Source organism: Methanoregula sp. (assembly GCA_041645435.1).
GTDB lineage: Archaea > Halobacteriota > Methanomicrobia > Methanomicrobiales > Methanospirillaceae > Methanoregula.
On record JBAZQB010000002.1, the window covers coordinates 233215 to 255787 of the forward strand.

Below are 22573 nucleotides of genomic sequence, written 5' to 3' on the forward strand. Positions count from 1 at the left end.
GATTCTAACCTTATGTCAGGAATCTGGTCGGGGGTATAAACCTGTATCAAGGGATTTCTTTTTTACGTATAACAAAAAGAATGTGATTGATGGAACCGATACCGCTCAGGCTCCGGATATATCTGATTGTATTTTTGATTGTTGCCCTTGGGGGTGTCATTGGCATGATGGCCATCGAACATCTCTCTCCATTAGATGCATTTTACTTCATGGTCGTTACGCTGGCTACGGTAGGATACGGGGATATCCACCCCCTTTCCCCTTTGGGCAAACTGCTTGTGATGGTGATCATTCTTGCGGGAGTAACCTGTTTTGTCGGCCTGGCCGCAGATGTTGTTGAATTCATCATTGACCAGCGTGAGCGGGAAAAACGGCTGGCTAAACTGAATATGATCATTGGGGTTTTTTATTCCGAGGTCGGTACCAGGCTGCTGAGAAAATTCAGTGTGCACGATAAAGACATTGACAAAATCCGGGATGCTCTGCTGGTTTCGAATACCTGGTCTGACGACGATTTTAAAAAAGCTCATGCCCTCCTGAAAGACCATTCATTCCAGCTTGACAGCCATTCTCTTCCGTTAGAGGAATTGCATAATTTCCTCTCGCAGCACAAGACATTCATGCTGGCCCTGCTAGAAAACCCGCAACTCTACGAACATGACCGGTTCACCGATCTCATGCAGGCAGTCTTCCATCTGGCAGAAGAGCTGATCTCCCGGGAACAACTGGTGAATCTCCCGCAAACCGATTATAGTCATTTATCCGGAGACATCACCCGGGTATACAGTCAGCTTGTGGTGGAGTGGCTGACCTATATGCAGCATCTCAAAAAGCATTACCCGTATCTTTTCTCACTCGCAATGAGAACGAACCCGTTCGATGCGCATGCAAGTGCAATCGTACGGTGATCGATTACCATTTATTCGGGACTAAATTTAAAAAATCGGCACTGATGAAACGGGCATGAACCATTATGTTCACTCCCAGACCATGAAACCGGACATGATGCCGACGGGCCACTAGCATATTGGATGAAAACGGAAGTTCTATTTTCATAGTAAATTGTCCTCTTTAAAGCGATGGGGGTTGAGACCCCCATACCCCCAGTTGCGATGAACGTCGTCGCCCCCGACGGGGCACCCCCGCGGCGATTTAGTGACTAAAAAACTAAAACCACCTTGCCCCGCCGTGCCTAAAGAGAGGCCCTGAGGCGGGGGAGAATCATAAAAAACAATTTTCATGGTTCGGGTGCGAACTCCCGTTCATTCCCGTTTCGACAAAACCAAAAATTTCAAACTCTCGTCCCCCGCATTACCCTCATAATTAAATCAAGCCCAGGCCCGGATTCATGTAAAGTGCGCTCCTTTGAACGTCAAAACCGAATATCTCCTATTGGGAATTACTCTCAGGGCTCTCTAAAAAAAATTATACCTGTTCCAGCACCGCGAGCAGGTTTTCTCTGACAGCCATATCAGCGATTACCGATATGACCGGGGCTGGGGAAAGTACAGGTTTGTGCCGGGCTTCAGTTTTTGCAATCCTGCGCATCTGTTTCTTTGATAGCAGGAATGCGTGTGTTTCTTCCTGTTCTGAAAGACTCTCCAGGCTTGCGCACCGGAGCGGTGTGGTGGCAATGTTGAATGCTGCATTCACATCAGCATGCACAACATACCCGCAATGGGGACATTCGAACCGCTTGCGCGATCTCCTGCCAAATTCCCCGCACCGGCAGCAGCGTTTGGAGGTGTAGGCCGGGTTCACGTAGATGACAGGAATTCCCCGTTTATGTGCCCGTCTTTCTACCATTTTCTGGAGCGTAAAAAACGATCCGTTGTCAAACGTGAATTCATAAGCGAACGTGTTTTGTTCGTGGGGTGTGTAACGGTTAGAAAAAAGCTTCTCAAATTTGATGCCGGTGCCCAGCAATTCGGCAAACGTTACGATCTGCCGGGTAATGGCGGCAAGGGCATATTTGAACGATGATCGTTCACGCGTTTTTGTTCTTTTTAATTTCCAGAGTTTGCCTTCTTTCCAGAGTTTTGTGCAGTTGTTGGTGGATTGAGTGTGGATGTGATGGATACTTTTTCCCAGTTTCAGGATTTTTCCGCTCTCGGGGTCTGCGGCAACAGCCACATGGCCCGTAGTGTTCAGGTCAACACCTATCCAGCGGATCTCATTGAGCGTGGCGAAATGAACTTCAATCACCTCTCTTTTAAGGATTCCGACTGCGATACAAACTAAAAACAAACCTTCAAGGGTCTTTTTTAAAACATCCTCCTGTGCTTACAGATTAGTAATCGACGGATTTCGGATATATCTTTCGGTCGGAGGGGCCCGGTTTAAAAAAAGAGTGATGATCCGTGCAATTTGTTGTATCCTTAAGGACCTAAGCCATCACAACATATGCAATAAGTGAGAGCAGGAACGCAAGGAGCAGCATGGCAAGAGAGAGAGGAGCGACAAATACGAGCATTGCATTGACGGTACTCGCCAGTTGGGATATCCGGTTTGACCCAAAGACCACCACATGTTCACAGTGAGCGGTGCTCGCTGCCACCTCTGCCGGGGAGAGATCTTTAACCGCGTCCCTGACACTCTGCATGACATACGGCAGAAATTCAGAAACCGGTACATGCATACCGACCGGGTTCTTTCCGGTGATGGTATTGACCACGTGTGAGTCTGTGGTCATCACTTCCGCATGATCAACCAGAGTAAAGATCTGCTCAAGCAGCACCTCACGCACACCTTTTGCCATGTTGTTGCCATCGATGAGCACGTAAGCCGTGCGCTGTCCGTCCACTTCCGTGACAAGAGTCTGGATTCCCAGATCCCCAAATCCCTGCTCGCGATGGTAGGGCACGGTCAGGTGGTTGACACCAATCTTCAATGGGTGCAGAGGTGAAATTCTGCAGGCTTCCATTGCATCCATAGCCGCACGTTCGTATTCGGTGCCGGTCAGGGTTGCAAGGAGTACCGGCGATGAAAGATCGGTCATGCAGTTGTGGGCATCGACGAGGGCGACATGGGGGAACAAGCGGTGTCCTTCTGCCATGATCGTGGAACCAATGGAGAAATCCAGATCTTCCGTTCTCCGGGGTGAGCGGGTGGTAACGAGAAGCACCGAGTCGTTGAACCGCTGGTAGAGTACCTGGACGGAACCAACGGTCAGGCGCCCGGCTCGTCCTGCCACCCCGGCATACGATAGATCGACCCGTGATTTCCTGAGTGCATCGATCACCTTGTTGATCTCGGATTCAGAAACAAGATTGAAGTCATGCGTGGCGCACCCATGGGCGACAAGGGTCTCTTCGGGAAAATTGTCGTGCAGCACCTTGGGCAGGTTACCCCCGCCAATTTCCCCCATGGGGCCCGGGTGCAGGTTCGGTACCGTAAACAGGACCGGTTTTCCGTTCTCCCGCTTGAAGAAGAAGTTGACCTGCGGGACAAAGATCTCCTCGCCGATCTCCCGGAAGAAATTCTCCATACCTTTCGACCCGTCGGTCATATGGGCAATAAAGGCGTTGATGAAGGCCAGTCCCCGTATGCCGAATGCACGCTTGAGCGGGCGCTCTATCATCCAGATAAGGATAACGAAACCCAGCCCGAATACGAGATGAAGGACCAGTGCGAAGATTGCAAACGAAGGTGAGAAGAGGAGCATTCCCACAATTACCCCGACCCCGCTCTGGGTCAGCGCTGGCAGGATCATTCTTGTCACCCGGAAATCTGCGATGGCAACAAGGATCAGGAGGCGAAGACCGAAAATGAAACCAAGGGATATTGCATAGAACAGGGGAATCAGTGTCACTGACGAAGCAAGTGAGACAAGGGTGATGATCACGCCAAAAACGGTACAGGCAAGTGCGAGCAGCCCGGACCTGTTCCAGGTCATGGTCTTGCCACTGTACTCGATCATGGGCTTTGTCAGGAGCAGGGCCGCGATTGCGGGTATGCTGAACGCAATGGTCCCGGAGAACAGGAATTTTTCAGGGAGGAAAAAGATGTTACTGCTCAGCACGGTCGGAAGGATGTACACGATATTGCCGGACGGGAGATTCAGCCAGGCACGGGCACAGGCACCATCGATGATAAGGCCGAGTATTACAATGAGGAGAAAGGATCTGAGCGCTGAGGGAGCGGTGAAAATAAACCGGGTGAGTTGTCCGAGTTTTACATCACTGTCCTGTGCCATCAGGCAAATCCTCCCAAAACGAGTTCGTGCCGGTCCGGAGTTGATCGTATCTTTTCTGTTGTGTAGGTGATGGCCCGGGAATAAAACGGTGCATTGAGGGTAAGGCTCTCGTACTCTCCGCCCTCGCCTGCAAGATTGATCCGCCGTGCAGCAGCAACCCGCTTGAGCCGGCTGATGAGATCCTGGTTAAAATGTGCCCCAAGGAAACTCTCGTCGAGTCCTTCCGCGGCAGTGACAATGATCATGGCATCCATCCGTGCTGCCACTTCCTGCAACAGGAGTTCCGTGTCCATGTGCCAGAGAGGGGTGAAGAGCTCAAGGCCGAGTTTGTCGGTTATCGTCTTAACCCGGACTGCCTGGTATTCCGATGCAACCGCCCCGGCAATCACTCCTTCAATGTCCAGCGCGGCAAGCCCGGCCTCGAGATCTGCCAGTTCTTCTTCCTTGCGCCCGTGGGTTTCAATCTCCACGTACTCCATGCCGGCAACCTTTGCAATAACGGGGACCGCATCGAGATTTGCTGAATGGAACATATAAGAGTCACGGTTTGCCGGACGGGCAGTCACCATGTACCGCACATCCCTGCCGCTGTCAATTGCTTTCTGGCACGACAGGATCGAGTCCTTTCCTCCGGAAGTGAGTGCAGCCCAGCTCATGCTCATTCTCCTGTCATTTCCGGCGTCTCAAGCGAGCCGAAATGCTGCTGGTACCGGGCCTTCATCGCATTCCAGTCCGGCAGGTGCGTCTGGCAGCCTACATGTTCGACCACATACGAGGCGGTAACCGTTCCAATCTTACAACTGGTTACCGGCGTATATCCGCGAACATATGCAGAGAGGAATCCTGCACGATATGCATCTCCGGCGCCCGTGGGATCAACCAGTTTGACCGGGACTACCGGTATGAAGTGCTCCTTACCTTGTGTATAGAGCGTACTCCCGTCGCCGCTCATGGTGAAGATTGCCGTATCCACCTGCCGGACGAGTGCCTCGCGGGTGATACCCAGCGTAGTGCACATCTGCTTTACCTCGTGCTGGTTTGCAAAGAGAATATCGGTATTTGCTATGATCGATCCGAGCTGTTCCTTTGTGTACCAGAAAACATCCTGCCCGGGATCAAACGAGGCAAATTCGCTTTGCTCTGCAACCCGGCAGTTGAAATCAGGGTCCGCAGTTGCCATGTGCACAAAGGGAAGTGAAGGTGCATCCGAATGAGCGAAGGCCTTTGAAGCCCCCCACTCAAAGAATGTCATCTGGTCGCCGCTGTCATCGGTGAACATGAACGCCGTGGGGGTATGGGTGCCCGGCACCTTGAAAAACTGCTGACCAATCCCGAGTTTTTTCATCCAGCGATCGTAGTCGCTCCCGGTAAAATCATCGCCAATACAGGAGACCAGGGTAACCTGTTCGCCCAGCATGGCGATTCCTGCCGCAATGTTTGCCGCCCCGCCACCAAAATAGATCTGACGGTCCGAGATATGGGTCGAGCAGTTCTTCTCCGGGAGATGGGCAACCCGGGATATGTGATCGATCGCCGTGTGCCCGACAATATGGATCATTGTTCCTGCACGTCCAGGAGTTTTAAGGGGATATCCCGCAGGGCTTTTCCAATGGTCTGTTTGGCGATCCGGCCGGCATGTTCCGGTGTCTCAGCACGGAATACCTTCATTTCCAGCACGAGCCCCACAAGAGCGGTATCTGCGACGACAATTGCGCTTGACAGTGTCTCTTCGCAGTAAGGGCAGGCTAAAAAACCCGCCTCGACTTCAACGTACTTTGCCTGGGGGTTCAGGCGCTTCCCCGCTTCGCTGATGGCAATCCCGATCGCATCATCCAGTGTTTTAACGTCGCGAACGAGCCAAGCGGATTCTATTGTTACAACATAATCTGGCATTTTTTCTCCATTACCACGTATTCAGGTGCACGTGCTCTCCTTCTGCCATGCGCCCGGTAAGCTGTGCCGGCGGGTGGCCTTTACCCACCGCAAGCAGGGAAACCGGACGGATGTGCGGGGGAAGGGAGAGTACTTCGCGCACGGCCTCATCGTCGAAAGCGCCGGTCCAGCAGGACTGGAGGTGGCGTGCATGGGCTGCAAGCATCATATAGGTACAGGCAATCGTTGCATCTTCAAGGCCGTACAGGATTCCGCGATCCCCGTAGCGCGACATCGAACGTACATAATTGGCACAGACGACAAAGACTGCCGGTGCCTTTTCAATATGTGCCTGATCGAGTGCAGCCTCTGCAAGTGCTGCACGGGTGTCTTCATCTGTGACAACAACGACATCCCATGACTCAAGGTTCCCGGCACTCGGCGCGGTACCTGCACACGTCACGATATAATCGATCTCGTCCTGGGACAGGGGCTCGTCATCGTACTCGCGCACCGAAGAACGACTGGTCAAGAATCCCAAAAATTCAGAGGAGTCCATGTTCCGATAGTACCTGCCATGCTTCCTGTGCGGGTGTTGTGGATGCGCTGATCGCTGCAGCGATCCTCAGTGATGCCTGCTCGGGCTGGTTGCTTTCCGTAAGCGAGATCGCTTCATTCAGGGCATTGATCGCTTTTGAGAATTCGCTCTGCCCGGTGCTCTTGAAGGCAAACTGGAGTTCGGTCCGTACTGATTCCATCACCATGAGGAGCATCCTGCGTCCGCCCGCCCGTTCCTGTTCCGGAAAGCCGGAAATCGCGAGACAGAGCTGAGACACTACGATCAGTTCGGATTTTGCCTTTTCACCAAACTGGAAACTTCTGACTGCAGTTTTGAGATCCATACTCACCATAGTTGTTGTGGATAAAAGATAGTTATCCTTGACGGAATAAATCTCTAAAAAAACCGATCAAAAAAACCAGAATGGGTGGAACTTAATCCCACCCGGCACGGGCGTATAGTGTTATTTTAACTCAGTTACCGTGCAGACTTTGCCTTTGCACCGAGCGCGGACACCTTGGGTCTGGCCATGCGTCTGCGGATCATCGGGTTTGCCGTGGACTCGTTCATACCGGAGCCGCCGGACCTGTCGCCCCTGCTGCCACCGCGCCTTCCACCCCTGCTGCCGCCACGCTTGCCTCCGCGCCCCTGCAGTGCTTCTGCAGCAGCATCGATCTGCTTGACGTTTGCGCCTGCCTTGAATCGCTGGTTCGGGCCGGGAGTCTTTGCCAGTCCTTCCTTCTTCGGGACGAGCCTGATCTTACCTTTTACTCCCTTAACCTGTGCCCATGCTGTTGTTCCTGTCTTGCCCATAATTAAACTCCTTATCTAATTCTGTCCCACCACTCATAAATGTTCGCGCCTGAATACCGGTCGGTGCGAATAAAAAGAGTATATTATCCGTTCCTGCCGGTGGTTGCCGCATCGATCTCTTTTCTTAAGATCTCGCTGACCAGCCTGCCGTCCACCGAGCCCCGCACTTCTTCCATCACGAGGCCCATGAGAGGGCCAAGCGCGGCTTTTCCCTTCTCTTGTACAAAGTCCGAGCGGGTGGCGATGATCTTTCTTACGATGGTTTCGAGGTCTGCGCGCGAGATGGCGGGAGCGAGCTGCGCAAGCGCTGCATCAACGGTACTACCCGCAGCGATACTGCGGAGGAGGTCCGGAATCGCTTCCTTTGCCGCACGCCCGTTTTCCACGGCATGCCAGATCGCGAGGTAACTCTCATCCGGTACCGCACGTATCCCGACGCCTTCGCGCCGGAGTTCGGTCGCGGTGGAGAGGATGGTGAATGCGGCAAGTTTGGGTTTGATCTTTTCGTTGACCGCTCTTTCAAACAGTGGCAGTTTATCTGATGCTGCCAGCTGGAGTGCATAATTCAGGTCGATGGCATAGTCCTTTGCGTACCGTTCAGCCTTGTGCGTGAGCAGTTCGGGTATGATGACTGCGTTCCAGCGCTCCTTGCCGATAATAACCGGCAGGACATCTGTCTCAGGATACATCCTTGCCGCGCCGGGCAGCGGGCGCATGTACGCGGTGCTGCCTTCCTCCAGCATCTTCCGCGTCTCTTCCGGTACGGGAGTATCGGAGAGTGCCATGCCTGCCCTTATGATCACCTGGCTGAGGGCACACGCCGCCTGCTTCTCGTTTGCTCCCGATACGATGATAACGCAGTCCTGCGCTTCTGCATGCATGTGGCTGCGCAGGATGGCAACTTCCTCTTCAGTCACGCCGTACGCGGGCAGCTCATCGGTATGAAAAATACCGCCTACCCCGCATTTTTTTGCGTAATCCGACATCTCGCTGCCGAGGCGGCGGCCCGGCTGGATCTCGCGTCCCACGAGCCCGGCAAATCCTTTGAGCGTGATCGCAGAGATTCGCTTTGCCTTTTTGAGAACCGCCGATTTCGTCTCTTTGAACAGGCCGGTCACGTCCTGCGCCGCTGCATGGGCAACCGATGCATTCCGCTTCTTCAGTTCATCGCGGATGGCAAGGAGTGCCTGTTGTCGCTGTACCTCGCGCTTCACGACTTCTGCTATGAGATCGAGTTCCTGCACGCCCTTGATCTCAACGCGTGCACCGCTTGCAATCGAGATATTCACATCCTGCCGGATCGTGCCGATCCCTCGCTTGACTTTTCCCGTTGAGCGCAGCACCATACCGATATACTCGGCCATCTTCTGCACTTCCTCGGGAGTGTGCATGCAGGGTGACGTGGTGATCTCGATGAGCGGAATACCGAGCCGGTCGAGCGAGAAGCAATCGTCTTTTACCCGCTGTGCCGCCTCCTCTTCAAGACAGATGGTCTCGATCTCCCCGCCGTTCGGGAGTGCTCCTTTGACCGCCACGAGCGCCGTGCGCTGGAACCCGCTCGTGTTCGAGCCGTCGATGACCAGTTTGCGCATCGTGTGGATCTGCGGGATCGGGGTCATACCGAACATTTTCCCGATCGTCAGGCAGACCGCGAGCGCTTCATCGTTGAGCGGTGCCGGGGGTTCCTCATCGTTCTCGACAAGGCAGGTGGTATCATAGGTATAATACTGGAACTTCCGGTCGCGCTTCATCTCCTCTTTCGCTGCCCGGTCGATCTCACCCATCTCGCTCTCGGTGGCCCGGAGGTACCGGAAAAATTCCCCGCTGTGCCCGCTCACTTCACGGAGGCTCGTCGGGCAGTGGCAGAACAGTTTTTCCTTCGTATCCAGCTGCTGGTGGATCTCGATGCCCGCTACCAGTCCCAGCGCCTTATAATCCATGAGCTGACCTCCGGTTCAATTCGCCTTTGAGATCGGTCTGCATCATCGCAGCCGCTTTTGCCGGGTCTTTCCCGTTGCCCAGCACCCACATCATCTTCACGAGTGCCACTTCAGGAAGCATGTCGCCCCCTTCTATGACTCCTGCGTTGAGGAGATCGCGCCCGGTATCGTATACCCGGTCGCAGACCCGCCCGTGCATGCACTGCGAGGTCATTACAACGAGTGTGCCTGCGTCAACAAGTTGTTTGATGGCCGGAATGAGCAGCGTGCTCACATGCCCGAGCCCGGTGCCCGAGAGCACGAGGCCCTTGTAGCCTTCATATGCCCTGAACAAATCCGGAGACATGCCCGGGTAGAACTGCAACAGGGCGCAGTGGGGTTCGAGGGTATCGTGAAGGGCAAGGGTATGACTTCCGCGCCGGACTGCATCCGGTGCCAGGGTGACCGTGCGGGACGGGTACGCAACCGACCCGATGGCCGGCAGCCCCACGCTCTGGAATGCATCGCGGCGTGAGGTGTGCATCTTGCGCACTCTCGTGCCCCGGTGAATTGCGCAGGTGTCGTCGTTCGTGGTTGCGTGCATGACGACGGCAACTTCGCCCAGACCGCTGGTTGCTGCGGCAGCGGCACAGATCGCGTTCATCGCGTTGTCGCTTGATGGCCGGTCGGCCGATCGCTGCGAGCCGACAAAAATAATCGGGACGGGCGTGTCGAGCATGAAACTGATCGCGGCTGCACTGTAGGCCATCGTGTCGGTGCCGTGCGTGACGATGATACCGGCTGCGCCGTTTTTTATCTCCGCATGGATTGCCCGGGCAAGTTCCTGCCAGATCGCCGGCGTCATGTTCTCGGAGAGGATGGCCGCGAGCGGGAGGGTGCGGTAATTGGCGATCTGCGCTAGCTCCGGGATCGCGGTCAGGATATCGCTCGCATCGAACTGGCTGGAGACCGAGCCGGTGCGGTAATCGATCCGGCTCGCAATAGTCCCGCCGGTGGAGATGATCGAGAGATCCGGCAGCCCCCCGGTTTTATTCACCACGCGTGATCGCGGGGGTGTCGGGACGGACCGCTCAACACAGGTGCAGGATGCCGGCGGCACCCCGATATTGTATCCGGAACTGAGTTTGACCACGGACATGCCATCCCGGCTGGTGATAAAAATTCCCTTGTGGGTCTTGCCCCCGTATTCGCATGACACCAGGTCGCCGGATTTCATCGCGGTGGTTATGCTACCAGCCTCCGTGCACCGGTGATGAGTTCATCCTTTGCTGTTGCCAGTTTTGCCAGCCGTTCGTCAACCAGTGCGGAATCCTTATCGAGCTGCTTGTGCCGTTCACCGAGTGCAATCTTTGTTGCAAACGGTGCCGGGCCCCCGGGCGCTTTCCGGAGCGCAACCGAATGCACAACATCGAGCGCCTCATCGATCTTTGCCGGGGTGAGCCCTTTTGCGCTCAGGGAGATACCGGCATTGAGCTCCAGCGCTGCTTCATCAAGGGTTGCAAGCGACAGGCTGCCTTTCTGCACGGCCCGGCCGACAATATTGTGGGCAGTGCGGAACGGCAGGCCGTAGTTCCTGACCAGTGTATCGGCAAGTTCGGTTGCCGTGGAAAATCCCTTGCCCGCCTCTTCCTTCATCCGCTCCGTATCAAAATGTGCGCTCGCGAGCATGTCGATGAGCAGGCGCAGGCTGGCCCTGGTATCGTGCATGCCCCGCCATATATTGGGCGTGAGTTCCTGGAGGTCGCGGTTGTAACTCATGGGGAGTCCCTTGACGGTCATCATCGCCGCTGAATAGGCGCCAAAGACCGAGCCGCTCTTTGCCCGCATGATCTCGGCCATATCCGGGTTCTTCTTCTGGGGCATGATGGAGGAGGTTGAACAGAAAGCATCATCGAGCGAGACAAACTTCACAAACGAGGTGCTCCAGATGATCAGTTCCTCGCAGAGCCGGCTCGTGCCGGCCATCAGGATCGAGAGATCGGCAAGCACTTCGAGAGCGAAATCGCGTCCTGCCACCGCGTCCATGGTATTGGTCACCAGCCCGTCAAACCCGAGCAGGCGTGCGGTGAGTTCGCGGCTGATGGGGTAACCGGTAGAAGCAAAGGCTGCTGCACCGAGCGGGGATAAGTTCACCCGCACGTACGCGTCCCTGAGCCGGTCGAAATCCCGCGAGTACATCTGCTCGTAAGCGAGGAGGTGGTGGGCAAGGGTGGTGGGCTGGGCATGCTGGAGGTGGGTGAACCCGGGCATGACCGTATCCCTGTGTTTCTCGGCAAGCGCAACGAGCACCTCGCGCACTTTTATGAGTGCTGCCATCTGCTTGAGAAGATCGTCGCGCAGTTTGATCCGGATGCAGGTGGCAACCTCATCGTTGCGCGACCGTCCCATGTGCATCCGTCCCCCGACATCGACCCCGACAGATTCGATCAGCATCGCTTCGATCCCGGCATGCACATCCTCGAACCGGTCATCGAATACCTCTTCGGGAATGCCGTTATCGAACAGTTCCAGCAGTGCCGGTATAAGCTGCTTCGTAATCTCGCGCTCGATGATCTTCTGCTTGTCCAGCATCAGCACATGAGCAATATCCACGAGTACATCAGCGTCAGCAATGCACCGGTCGGCATGCATCGAGGAGAGAAAGCGCATCATCTCTCCGGTCCTCTCACCTGAAAGGCGCCCCAGCCTCACAACATCGGTTCGCATTTAAGTTCACCCACAAATAGTACTGTTGTTTTTGGCGGCGGACTGATTAAATCCACGCCTTTTTTGCCGCAAGTTCGATCGCTGCCTGAACAGATTCCTTGGGAATGATCGTTGCTACGGGCACACGGATGATCTGTTCAATGACACTCGATACAATGGGTGCGCAGACGACCGCGATCGCACCCTCGCGTTCAGCCCGGACGGCTGCAACAATCGCATCTTCCATCGTATGCACGGGATACTCACGCACCCGCATACGGTGCCCGTCGATATCGGTCACCCGCTCCTCAACACTTTCAAGGACGGAACGCGCGGCAATCAGCCCGATGAACGCCTCGTCGCCCACATGGTATAACTGGCGCAGGGCATGAATGATCGCCCGCAGGGTGGAGAGGTTGGGCGATCGTTTTCCATGCATGATCTTGTAGAGAGAACTTTGTGCGATCCCGCTCTTTTCCGAAAGTTCCCGCACGCTGATACGCAGATCGTGTTTGAGGAGATCATTGAGCGTGGCCACGAACTCCTCATCCGAGACCAGTGCTGCGCGCATGAGCCGGTCGATTGGGTCCACCTGTGCCATATAACAGGTACAATAAGGTTAATTATTGATTAATTTTTTCTGTATTGTACCAAAATTGAACATTTTTAATTTTCCGATTCTGGACAGTTATGGCAATTTTATGATACTAAAGTAAAAATTACATGATTAAATTAATACAAAAAGGAAGATATCATGTCCTTATAGAGCACTTTTAAATTACTGACAGAACAACTCTCATCTATGAAAACGATGAGAATAACTGCAATTGCACTCATTGCCATTGCCCTTCTACTGATCACTGCCGGCTGCACGCAGCCTGCAGGTACTACTCCCACGACAGCCCCGATCAAGGAACTCCGTATAGGGTACCAGCCCAGCACCCACCAGATGGCCCACACCACCGCCATGGATAAGGGCTGGTGGCAGCAGGATCTTGGACCTCTCGGCGTCCAGAACGTTTCCGATAAGGTATTTCCCACCGGCGCTCCCGAGATGCAGGCCATGCTTGCCGGTGACCTTGATGTTGCCTATGTAGGAGCAGCCCCGGTCCTGAGTGCCATCAGCACCGGGCTCGATGCCAAGATCGTTGGCGGTGTCAACACGCAGGGCTCGGATCTGGTTATCCGGTCTGACCTCAACTACACCGGTCCGCAAAGTCTCAAGGGTCTTACTATTGCAACCTTCCAGGCCGGCACTATCCAGGACACCGTCCTTCGCAACTGGCTTGCCAGGAACAATATCTCTGTTGGAACCGGGGCAACGGATGTCAAGATCACCGGCATGGGTCCCGGGGATGCGGTTACGGCAATTACTGCCGGCAAGGTCGATGCAGTCTTCCTCCCGCACCCGTCCCCCGCAGTGATTGAGGCGCAGGGCAAGGGCAAAATCGTGGTCCACTCCGGCGAGATGTACCCGGGCCACACCTGCTGTGTTCTCGTTGTCAGCGGCAAGCTGATCCGCGAGCACCCGGAGATCGTCTCCCAGATCCTCAAGACCAATGAGAAAGCGGTTGCCTTCAACCTCCAGAACTCAGATGAGGCAGCGGCAATCTATGCTAAGAAGACCGGTGCAAAAGTCGAGGATGTCAAGGCTTCCTTAAAGGAATGGGATGGCAACTGGGCAACGGATCCGAACCCGATCGTTGCTCCGGTTCTTGACTACGCGAAGATCCAGTACGATCTCGGGTATATCAAGACACTCCTGACCAAGGACCAGCTCTTCGACCTGACTTTCTACAAGAAGAACTGATCGGGCATTCCCAACCCTTTTTTTCCTTGAAGTTCTTTATTATACAAAAATATCCGCAGGTGACACCAGAACGGTCCGCTGCGGGCAGAAGGTGAAGTCCCGTGGGCACACAGATTCAGAAGAAGGAAAAGAACTGGTGGCTCGGTGCACTTGCCATCGTGCTCGCGCTCATTATCTGGGAAATTGTGGCGGCAGTGATTATCCGCTACCCGTTTATCCTCCCCACCCCCACGGATGTCCTGGCTGCATTCATCGGTTTTCTCGATGATGGCACTCTCTTACTGGATCTTGAGACCAGTCTCATTCACTTTGCCATCGGTCTTGGCGCGGCACTCCTCATTGGCATCCCTCTTGGGATCATGATGGGCTGGAACCGCCGGCTCGATGCCTTTTTTGATCCGCTCATCGAACTCCTGCGCCCCATCCCCCCGCTGGCATGGATTCCCTTTGCCATTATCTGGTTCGGGCTGACGTCATGGTCGGCCGGGTTCGTCATCTTCATGGGGGCGGTGTTTCCCATCATCCTCAATACCTACCACGGGTTTCGCAGTGTCCCCCGGATCTTTGTTGAAGCGGCAAAGATGCTCGGGTGCACAAAGAGCAGGGATCTCATACGATACATCGCCTTTCCCGCGGCATTACCTTCCGTAGTGGCCGGGATCCGTATCGCCTCCGGTGTAGGCTGGATGTGCCTTGTCGCAGCCGAGCTCTTCGGGGTATCGAATTACGGGCTCGGTTCACGGCTCTGGTTCTCCTACAACCTCCACCAGATGGACGGGGTGGTTGTGTACATGATCATCCTCGGGCTCATCGGTCTTGCGTTTGACATGGTGTTCCGGTATTTCATTGACCGGCACTTCCTGAAGTGGCAGACCGGGGTGGTGGCATAATATGGGCAAGCTTGAGATCCGTGATTTAAACCAGTCTTTCCCCCGCGATGACGGTTCCCGCCTCATTGTCCTGGACCACCTCAATTTTGAGGTTCAGGACAAGGAGTTCGTCTGTATCCTCGGGTCATCCGGCTGCGGCAAGACCACGCTGCTCCGCCTGATCGCCGGGCTCGATGAGGCACAGGCCGGCTCAATCTTTCTTGATGGCGAGGAGATGAAAGGCCAGAACCCCAAGGTCGGGATGGTCTTCCAGGAATATTCCCTCTTCCCGTGGCGGACGGTCATAGACAATATCGCCTTTGGCCTTGAGATGAAGGGAATACCCAAAGAAGAGCGTTACCGTATTGCCATGCAGTACCTCGAACTGGTCAACCTCTCGCAGTTCAGGGACAGTTTTCCCTCGGAATTATCCGGGGGTATGCGCCAGCGGGTTGCTGTTGCGCGGGCGCTTGCGCTGGACCCGGTGCTGCTGCTGATGGATGAGCCGTTTGGCGCACTCGACGCGCAGACCCGCAACATGCTCCAGTTCGAGCTGCTCGAGATCTGGGAAAAGACGAAGAAGACGATCATTTTTATCACCCACAGCGTAGATGAAGCGGTCTTCCTTTCAGACCGGATTATTGTGCTCACCCCCCGGCCCGGCATGATATGCCATTTTGTCACGATCGATCTGCCCCGTCCCCGGGACCGCACCAGTGTGGAATTCGCCCAGGTCCGGCGGCATGTGCTGGATCTTATAAACCAGAAATGTTCAATCCAGTAAGGTTTATTACGCCATATCTCCATTTTATAAAAGCAGTTTGTGAAGCGTAATGGCATGGTCATCTGATCATTTATGGATGATTATGCCCGCTTTTTGCATTATAATTCAGGAGTAGGACGCGATGGTTAGAAAACCGGCAAAGATGTACAGGAACATTTCCAAGAAGGCCTATACACGGCGCGAATATATGGGCGGTGTTCCGGGAAGCAAGATTGTTCAGTTCGAGATGGGAAACCTCTCGCAGGAATTCCCGACCGAAGTTGACCTCATTGTCGAAGAGTCATGCCAGATCCGGCACAGCGCTCTTGAGGCAGCCCGTATCACGACCAACCGGCGCCTGATGAAGGATGTCGGCCGGTCGAACTTCCACTTCAAGGTACGGGTTTTCCCCCACCATGTCCTGCGCGAGAACAAGCAGGCTACCGGTGCCGGTGCGGACCGTGTGTCTGAAGGCATGCGTCTTGCCTTTGGCAAAGCAGTCGGGACTGCAGCCCGGGTAAGTTCCGGCCAGAAGCTCCTGACGGTATATTCTACTCCCCAATACCTCGAAAAGATCAAGGATGCACTCCGCCACGCGGGTTACAAGCTTCCGACTCCTGTTCACCTCAAGGTGAGCGAGATCAAGGTCAGCGGCAGGATCATCGCAGCCCCCAAGCTTGTGGGTGAGAAGGTTGTTGCAGCACCGGTTGTTGTCGAAGAGGCAGCAGCAGCTGAGCCCGCCAAGGGTGGCAAGGATGCCGCCAAGGCAGCAGCACCGGCAGCAAAGGGTGGCAAGGAAGCAGCACCGGCAAAGGGCGGTAAGGACGCAGCACCCGCCAAGGCCGATGATAAGAAAGGCGGCGCCCACGCAAAGGGCGGCAAGAAATAACTTTTTATTTTTCCTGTCTTTTTTTTCGGATTTGTTCTTTTTTGCACCGCAGGGTGTGTTTATTGGATGTAATGGCTCGTATTCGCAGATCAATCCGGTCAGGATTGTAAAGAAGTATAACCTGTTTAAAAAAAATGTTCTGAAAACGAATTTTTTTGGAGAGCAGGGGTCCCGGTGCCGGAATCTGACAGGGTGTGCTAATCTCTCTCAAGTCCGACAGTGCCCGCGTCGTGAAAATATTACACCTGCTTATTTTCAGAATAAAAATGCCGGGTCGTTTTACAGAATTGCATTTCGATAATTTATTAGGGTTTTACTAATGAATGTGTTAATATTCAAAGAAAAAATTGAGAGATATCAATGCTGAAATCAAGTCCTCGGAATTGGGTTCTGGCAGGAATTTTTCTCCTGTCTTTGTGTATGGTAACTAGTCCGGTATGCGCTGCAGGAACCGTTATCGAACAGGGTGAGACGATATTTATCGGGCAGTCTGGGTTGGACGTAACCCATGCCCTGAACAGTGCACAGGGCACTCCGATCGATGGGATCCCTCCGTCTGCCACTATCGGCTGGTGGCCATCAGCAGCACTAGTCAGTCTCACCATGCCGACTAAAACCATTTATCTGGGTGCAAATTACCAGAACTTCTTTGTCAGTCCGGTAGATTTTACCGGATACGAGGGTGAGTGGTACGTTATATCCGAATCCACCGGGCAGGCTTTAGGCACGCCGGCATTTACCGTCAGGGCTCCGGCTCCTGTTGTCCTCTCTGCTAAGGTACGGGTTGTGCCAAATACTCTTAATCTCGCGAGCAAGGGGAAGTTTGTGGCATTCATCACCTTGCCGGATGCATACCGTGTTACTGATGTGGACGCAAAATCCGTTGTCTGCGAAGGTGCCCCGGCACTCAGGCTCTTGAGAACCAAGGCATCCTCCCCTACATTCGCAGCAGTATTCAGTCGCGATAACCTCGTGAATGTGAACCCCGGAAATAATGTGAAATTCACCGTATCCGGGACATTAGACAACAACGGTCAGGACGTTAACTTCCGCGGCAGCGACACCATAAGGGTGATCAGCAAGGCAACAAAAGCAAAAGAATTAATCGATGACGTGGAATCCATGACTTCTGACATGGTGTTTAACCAGTTCAACCACGGATAACATTTTTTCAAATCCCTTTTTTTTAATAACCGGCTGAAAAGCCAGGGCATTGCGACATCCTGGGTTGTGGGTGAGAAGGTTGTTGCAGCACCGGGTTTTATCGAAGTGGTAGCAGCAGCTGAGCCAGCCAAGGGGGGAGTCCACGCAAAGGGCGGCAGGAAATAAATCTTTTTTAACCGTTTTTTCTTTGTTCAACCAGTACGGGTTTTTGTTCAGTACAGGCACATTACCGGTACTGCATGAATCTGATAATCCCTTTCCGGGCAGGTTCCATTTTCTTCCGGCAGGACATCATGCCTGCATCAAAACAATAAAAAAAAGCGGGGGTACCAGCATCACTGGACCGCATGGTTATTTTCAGACTACGGGATTGCTATATGAAAGTCGGGATCGAACGTATCGAGCATTCCGACAAATTTGCTGAACACTACAGGATCTCCGGATGTCACGACCACTCCTGATGGAGTGGCAGAGGGGTTGAGAGCCAGCGTTTCGAGTGTTTTTCTCGGCATCTCAACGGATATGTCCGCTGCCGGTAAAGACTCATTCACCCAATATACGATCACGCTGTTTTTCACCTGGACGAGCGCTGTGTCCCCGGTATCGGTAATCCTGAGACTGATGCGGTAATTTTCGCCGTCTGCTTTCGTTGCATTAACCCTCACTGACAGGTAGTCGAGGAGCTGGCTGGTCGTCAGTGCGGACATGATATCTGAAGATATCATGCTGCGACCCCTGGCCGGCAGGGTTCCCCGGAGTTCCGATGCTGCAGTCAGGTACGCGTTCCTTGCAGAGCCCGATTCTTCCTGGTATCCGAGCTGTTCGAGAGCATCTGCTTCGATCTTCCTTGCCCCGGTGTTCGCGGGATTGGCATACACGAGATAATTCGCGATCGAGGCAACGAGTTCGTAGTTTCCGGCATCATAGTCCTGAGAGAGACGCTGCATGACGGCATCTTCTCCACCCATGTATTCGGTCATGCTCTTTGCGTATTCCACGGGTGTAAGCCTTTTCAGGTTGACCGGATTCCCGTCGTAAAAACCAAGATACCGCTGGTACGTGGCCTTCACGCCCATGGAGACCTGGCCGTAGAAGCCATGGGTGTACCAGTGCTGCTCCAGCGACGGGGGAAGCTCGACCATGTCTGCGATCTCGTCCATGGTATAGCCCTTGTTGGCAAGGTTCAGCGTCTGGTCGTTGATGTACTTGTACATGTCCCGCTCGTTTTCGAGGATCTCAATGACCCGGTCATTTCCGAACCGGGGCCAGTTATGGGCGGAGAACATGATCTCTGCCTTGTTCCCGTACAACCGGCGGGTCTCGTCCAGGCTCGCCGACCACGCGAGCGGGTCCCGCACCTGTGCCCCCCTCGGCGTCAGGATGTTATGGAGCGTTCCCGCGCAGTTCTCCGCAACGAACAGGGCATTGTACTGCGGGAACCAGATATTCATCTCAACCGGGGCCTCGGTATCCTCAGCCAACTGGAACTCCATGCGGACGCCGTCAATGGTGACTTCCTGCCCGGTATGGGTAATGTCCATGGTGGGCGGGATTAAGGAGGCAGTACCGGTCGAGATGGTTTTGCCGATTCCGTTGTCGACCAGTCCCTTCTCATCCCGCGGGAGGAAGAGGCCCAACTGGTAAACCGCCCTCCGCTGCATCGCGTTACCCGCATACACGTTCTCGCTGATGGCATACTCCATGAAGTGCTCGGGAGCGATGATCATTACCTTACCGGATTTGACCGCATCGCTCGTCGTAACTCCCTTGACTCCCTGGTAATGATCGGCATGGGGGTGGGAGTAGATGACGGCTTTTACCGGATAGGAGCCAAGGCTTTTGTTGACGAGTGCCATTGCTGCCCGGGCCGGCTCGACCGATGACAGGGGGTCGATGATGATCCAGCCGGTGTCGCCTTTGACCAGCGTCATTGACGACATATCGAAGCCCCTGATCTGGTAGATCCCCGGGCTGACCATGAAGAGGCCGTGGATGTTGTTCAGCTGCGCCTGCCGGTAGAGGAGCGGGTTGATGGTATCCGAACGGGACCCGTTCTCGAAACGCCGGAACGCCTCTGCGTTCCATGCGGTGATGTTGGGGATGTCGGCCGGGATGATCAGGGGGTCGTAGGTCGCGATGAGTCCCCGGCTCGCAAAATCGAAGTCCTCGTTGTTGTTCCACGCGGGAGTATTGTTCGCGTTCAGGTTGGCGGTAACCGTGAACGCTGTGGCATTGTTCCGAAGGTCCTTTGCAGCAGATGCACCGGCAATGATGCAAAGGCAGCATAAAACGACCAGCAGGAGAGTGAAAACCGGGGATCTCATGGGTACTAGGTTGTCAACCTGTCCTTTGGTATAACGATATCGAAATGATGCAGGGGGGCCGTGCCTGTTTTTAAAAAGGTCCAAAACCGCTCAGACCGGGAACGTAACGCATGGGAACGGCATCAAGAGCATTTAAGAAAATTCGTAATGCCGGCCTGCAACTTTCTCTCAGTGGCAGACGCCCTGGTCTTTAAAGATCCCCCGGGACGAGCAGGAGGGCCGGCATCAGACGGCATCCATGTTCCAGTAATTGAAGTCCGGTCGCTTGCGGCCGCAGTTGGGGCAGGCTCTCCGGGCGAGGCGCTCTCGCTCTTCGGGAGTGTTGGAGTACCGGCGGGGTTCCCGGGAGATCATCGTTGCCGGGAGATGTTGGGGGCGGTCGGGATAATGCCGGGGCTCGTGGGGTGAAAGTGAGGGCGGGTGAAAAATGCCTTTGTGAAAAAAGACTACGAATAAAAATGTGAGAAATGAAAAATAGGATTATCCTCGCTTTGGGCTGCCTTTCTTGGCTCCGGCTACGGTCTTTCCTGCTACGGGAGCGGTCTTTGCTGCGGGGGCAACTACTTTCTTTGCTTTATTTGACGTGGTTATCACTTCCTTTTTCAGTTGTTCTTCGTTGATGGTGGTATTTACCACGTATTCATGTTCTTCCGGTGCCGGGATATACGCTTTCTCCCTGTTCAGGAATTTAAACGATGTAATTGGTATTTTTTTGGACCGGGGACGGGAAATGTGCCGGGGAATTTGAGGGTGGGGAGCTTTGTAGGTCTACGCAAAACCCCGTCGGCTCCCTCAAAACCTGCATTCTTTCATTTCCCACGTACCCCCGCAAACCCGGAAAACGATCCGCCCCTCAATTGATGCTATTAGCGGATATTTCAGGCTGCATTTTACCCGTATTTAGCCGGAACTGAGGAAAAATTGGCGGAATCTAAAAACAATAGTGTCGTTTTTACGGGAATTCATGTCAGAAAACATCCCGGAACCGGCAAACGGAGCCTGTAGAGGGGAGATCTGGTCTCATGTCATCAGGGGTATTCCCGGCTGCCGGGAAGATCTTCCGGCCCCCTTAAAAACCCGTATTCTTTCATTTCTCACATATCCCTACAGACCCGGAAAACGATCCGAATCCCAATTGATGCTATTAGCGGATATTTCAGGCCGCAGTTTGCCAGTATTCAGCCGGAACGGAGGAAGAATTGACGGAATTTTAAAAACAATAGTGTCGTTTTTCTACGAATTCATGTCAGAAAACCTCCCGGAACGGGCAAACGAAACCCTTACAGGGGAGATCTGGTCTCATATCTTCCATGCTCTTTTGCTCCTCAAAAGAGGGGGTGACCGGTTAATCCCGTACCGGGACTACCCCGGCCGCATCAGACCCCCCTCCCGGTTTTGCCGGCTCTTTCGCTGCTACAGTCACCGGCAACCCCTGCGGGCCGATCTCGGTTATGCCTGTGTCCCCGATCCTGAAGTACCGCCAGTTCCCGTGCCGGGAATAGCACCAGAGTTCCCGGAGGATCGTGCCGGAACCGGGAAGCGACCGGAGCCGGCTGACCGGTTCCCGGCACTCGGCTTCCATCTCCATGAGAGTCCCGTACAGCCGCTGGGCATTCCGGATCCGGACAAACACGAGAAGCCCGCCCCCGTTGATTACAAAGTTACTCACGCTGTCGCCATCCGGCAGGAATCTCATCATCGAGCCCCGCGTTCGGGCTATCCGAATCGCATCCACCATCCCTTTTACCGGCCTGCGTCCCCGTGTCATGCAACACACCCGGGTCTGTTGCTCCCTGAAAAATCCCGGGGATTATCCGGTACCCTGCATGCCGGTACCGGGACGCAGTTTTTGTGCCGGAGTTCCCGGTACACGGCCCCGGTCCTTACCGCCACACCATAGGAATGGCGGGGCGATGAACGTGCGTGGACATGACGGGTATCCCTATAACGTATCCACCAGGCCGGCGTTGCCCCGGCCTGCGGGATCAGCAGGGCCGGCAGTGCGATTGTTGCGGGTATCCGGAATGCGTTCATTCCGATCGTCCCGCTTCAAGGTCGTCAAGTCTGTACTGCATATCGGTAATCAACAGCAGCACCCCTTCGATCGCCCGGTCCTGCCGCTCGATTAGCGAACAGATCAGGTCCCTGCCTGCCTTCTCGGCCGCAGCATACGGGACATCAGAGTCATTCTCCATAAGTTCCCGGGAGACGATCTTCCTCCGGCTTTTCGGGTTTCTCACAGGTGCAATGGCTTGTCCCCGTAACCCGGTCTTCCTCTCTGCCGGTTTTACCGGCTTTTTCATATCCGTGGCCGGTCCGTGGGATGCATGGTGTCCCGGCACAGCCCCATTTTTCCTGGAACAAACTGTCTCCCGTCCTCCGGCATCCTGCCGATCCTTCAGTTCAGGCGGAAGGGGTGTCTGGTGCCTCTTTGCCCATTCCAGTTCGCTGATCTCCGTGTCTTCCACTGCACCGGACCCGTCTGGTCCGGGTACCTCCCGCTGAATTTCCAAACAAATTCCCATAATCCACCACCTTTTTCCTTTTTTGTTCATCAACTCCTGTTCATGCACTACCTGTGCAGTGCAGCCACTACAGCGCCGGTTCCGGCCAGAGCCGCAGCTCTTTGCAGCGACTGTAAATTCCTGTCACGATTGTATACGGCAGGCTAACCGTACGGGTGTTTCAGG

Annotated in this window: 24 protein-coding genes; 7 read left to right on the top strand and 17 right to left on the bottom strand. The window is 54.5% G+C overall.

Translation table 11 applies throughout. From position 1 onward, the window contains the following. The first annotated feature begins 89 nt into the window (after nt 1–89). Nucleotides 90–908 (top strand): potassium channel family protein, encoded by an 819-nt coding sequence (locus tag WC593_04785; protein MFA4824455.1) that lies wholly within the window; start codon nt 90–92, stop codon nt 906–908. A 517-nt stretch (nt 909–1425) separates the two neighbouring features. Here the strand turns inward: WC593_04785 and WC593_04790 are convergent. From WC593_04790 to WC593_04845, 12 genes are all read right to left on the bottom strand, one after another. Then, complete coding sequence (locus WC593_04790) at nt 1426–2205, bottom strand: RNA-guided endonuclease TnpB family protein (GenBank protein ID MFA4824456.1); 780 nt, start codon at nt 2203–2205, stop codon at nt 1426–1428. A gap of 181 nt (nt 2206–2386) precedes the next feature. Further along, on the bottom strand, nt 2387–4195 hold the full coding sequence (locus tag WC593_04795; protein MFA4824457.1) for a DUF2070 family protein: 1809 nt from the start codon (nt 4193–4195) through the stop codon (nt 2387–2389). Beyond that, nucleotides 4195–4851, bottom strand: a complete 657-nt coding sequence (locus tag WC593_04800) for a diphthine--ammonia ligase (GenBank protein ID MFA4824458.1) — start codon at nt 4849–4851, stop codon at nt 4195–4197. Before WC593_04800 ends, WC593_04795 begins: the two co-directional genes overlap by 1 nt. 2 nt (nt 4852–4853) lie before the next feature. Next, the gene (locus tag WC593_04805; GenBank protein ID MFA4824459.1) at nt 4854–5753 is read right to left on the bottom strand and encodes a carbohydrate kinase family protein; all 900 of its coding nucleotides are present in this window, start codon (nt 5751–5753) and stop codon (nt 4854–4856) included. Next, entirely contained in the window at nt 5750–6088 is a 339-nt protein-coding gene (locus WC593_04810; GenBank protein MFA4824460.1) for a DUF555 domain-containing protein, read from the bottom strand. The genes WC593_04805 and WC593_04810 overlap by 4 nt, the downstream gene beginning before the upstream one ends. A gap of 10 nt (nt 6089–6098) precedes the next feature. Then, on the bottom strand, nt 6099–6626 hold the full coding sequence (locus tag WC593_04815; protein MFA4824461.1) for a nitroreductase family protein: 528 nt from the start codon (nt 6624–6626) through the stop codon (nt 6099–6101). Further along, a complete protein-coding gene (locus WC593_04820; protein MFA4824462.1) occupies nt 6613–6969 on the bottom strand; it encodes a hypothetical protein in 357 nt (118 codons plus the stop codon). The genes WC593_04815 and WC593_04820 overlap by 14 nt, the downstream gene beginning before the upstream one ends. A gap of 134 nt (nt 6970–7103) precedes the next feature. Then, nucleotides 7104–7439 (bottom strand): DUF5350 domain-containing protein, encoded by a 336-nt coding sequence (locus WC593_04825; GenBank protein ID MFA4824463.1) that lies wholly within the window; start codon nt 7437–7439, stop codon nt 7104–7106. 83 nt (nt 7440–7522) lie between these two features. Beyond that, a complete protein-coding gene (gene gatE / locus WC593_04830; protein ID MFA4824464.1) occupies nt 7523–9379 on the bottom strand; it encodes a Glu-tRNA(Gln) amidotransferase subunit GatE in 1857 nt (618 codons plus the stop codon). Then, complete coding sequence (gatD, locus tag WC593_04835) at nt 9369–10595, bottom strand: Glu-tRNA(Gln) amidotransferase subunit GatD (protein MFA4824465.1); 1227 nt, start codon at nt 10593–10595, stop codon at nt 9369–9371. Before gatD ends, gatE begins: the two co-directional genes overlap by 11 nt. Before the next feature lie 8 nt (nt 10596–10603). Next, nucleotides 10604–12085, bottom strand: a complete 1482-nt coding sequence (argH, locus tag WC593_04840) for an argininosuccinate lyase (GenBank protein MFA4824466.1) — start codon at nt 12083–12085, stop codon at nt 10604–10606. Between the two features lie 46 nt (nt 12086–12131). After that, the gene (locus tag WC593_04845; protein MFA4824467.1) at nt 12132–12665 is read right to left on the bottom strand and encodes a helix-turn-helix domain-containing protein; all 534 of its coding nucleotides are present in this window, start codon (nt 12663–12665) and stop codon (nt 12132–12134) included. A gap of 201 nt (nt 12666–12866) precedes the next feature. On the opposite strand from WC593_04845, the gene WC593_04850 reads away from it, so the two are divergent. The 5 genes from WC593_04850 to WC593_04870 all read left to right on the top strand — a co-directional run bounded on the left by WC593_04850 (nt 12867) and on the right by WC593_04870 (nt 17559). Then, a complete protein-coding gene (locus WC593_04850; GenBank protein MFA4824468.1) occupies nt 12867–13874 on the top strand; it encodes an ABC transporter substrate-binding protein in 1008 nt (335 codons plus the stop codon). Nucleotides 13875–13975: 101 nt separating this feature from the next. Continuing rightward, complete coding sequence (locus WC593_04855) at nt 13976–14764, top strand: ABC transporter permease (protein MFA4824469.1); 789 nt, start codon at nt 13976–13978, stop codon at nt 14762–14764. 1 nt (nt 14765) lies between these two features. Further along, the gene (locus WC593_04860; GenBank protein MFA4824470.1) at nt 14766–15527 is read left to right on the top strand and encodes an ABC transporter ATP-binding protein; all 762 of its coding nucleotides are present in this window, start codon (nt 14766–14768) and stop codon (nt 15525–15527) included. Nucleotides 15528–15648: 121 nt separating this feature from the next. Further along, nucleotides 15649–16395 (top strand): 50S ribosomal protein L16, encoded by a 747-nt coding sequence (locus WC593_04865; GenBank protein ID MFA4824471.1) that lies wholly within the window; start codon nt 15649–15651, stop codon nt 16393–16395. Between the two features lie 420 nt (nt 16396–16815). Next, nucleotides 16816–17559: a DUF3821 domain-containing protein gene (locus WC593_04870; protein MFA4824472.1), complete on the top strand. Its 744-nt coding sequence runs from the start codon at nt 16816–16818 to the stop codon at nt 17557–17559. A gap of 362 nt (nt 17560–17921) precedes the next feature. On the opposite strand, the gene WC593_04875 is transcribed toward WC593_04870, so the two are convergent. After that, nucleotides 17922–19883: an alkyl sulfatase dimerization domain-containing protein gene (locus WC593_04875; protein MFA4824473.1), complete on the bottom strand. Its 1962-nt coding sequence runs from the start codon at nt 19881–19883 to the stop codon at nt 17922–17924. A 147-nt stretch (nt 19884–20030) separates the two neighbouring features. Between WC593_04875 and WC593_04880 the strand changes: the two genes are divergently transcribed. Continuing rightward, nucleotides 20031–20291, top strand: a complete 261-nt coding sequence (locus tag WC593_04880; protein ID MFA4824474.1) for a hypothetical protein — start codon at nt 20031–20033, stop codon at nt 20289–20291. Between the two features lie 72 nt (nt 20292–20363). Here WC593_04880 and WC593_04885 read toward each other — a convergent pair whose 3' ends face one another. The 4 genes from WC593_04885 to WC593_04900 all read right to left on the bottom strand — a co-directional run bounded on the left by WC593_04885 (nt 20364) and on the right by WC593_04900 (nt 22408). Then, nucleotides 20364–20519 (bottom strand): hypothetical protein, encoded by a 156-nt coding sequence (locus WC593_04885; protein ID MFA4824475.1) that lies wholly within the window; start codon nt 20517–20519, stop codon nt 20364–20366. Between the two features lie 709 nt (nt 20520–21228). Then, nucleotides 21229–21651 carry a hypothetical protein gene (locus tag WC593_04890; protein ID MFA4824476.1) on the bottom strand — a complete coding sequence of 141 codons (423 nt, stop codon included), beginning with the start codon at nt 21649–21651 and terminating at the stop codon, nt 21229–21231. Beyond that, a complete protein-coding gene (locus tag WC593_04895; GenBank protein MFA4824477.1) occupies nt 21648–21917 on the bottom strand; it encodes a hypothetical protein in 270 nt (89 codons plus the stop codon). Before WC593_04895 ends, WC593_04890 begins: the two co-directional genes overlap by 4 nt. Beyond that, on the bottom strand, nt 21914–22408 hold the full coding sequence (locus WC593_04900; GenBank protein MFA4824478.1) for a hypothetical protein: 495 nt from the start codon (nt 22406–22408) through the stop codon (nt 21914–21916). Before WC593_04900 ends, WC593_04895 begins: the two co-directional genes overlap by 4 nt. Nucleotides 22409–22573 lie beyond the last annotated feature (165 nt).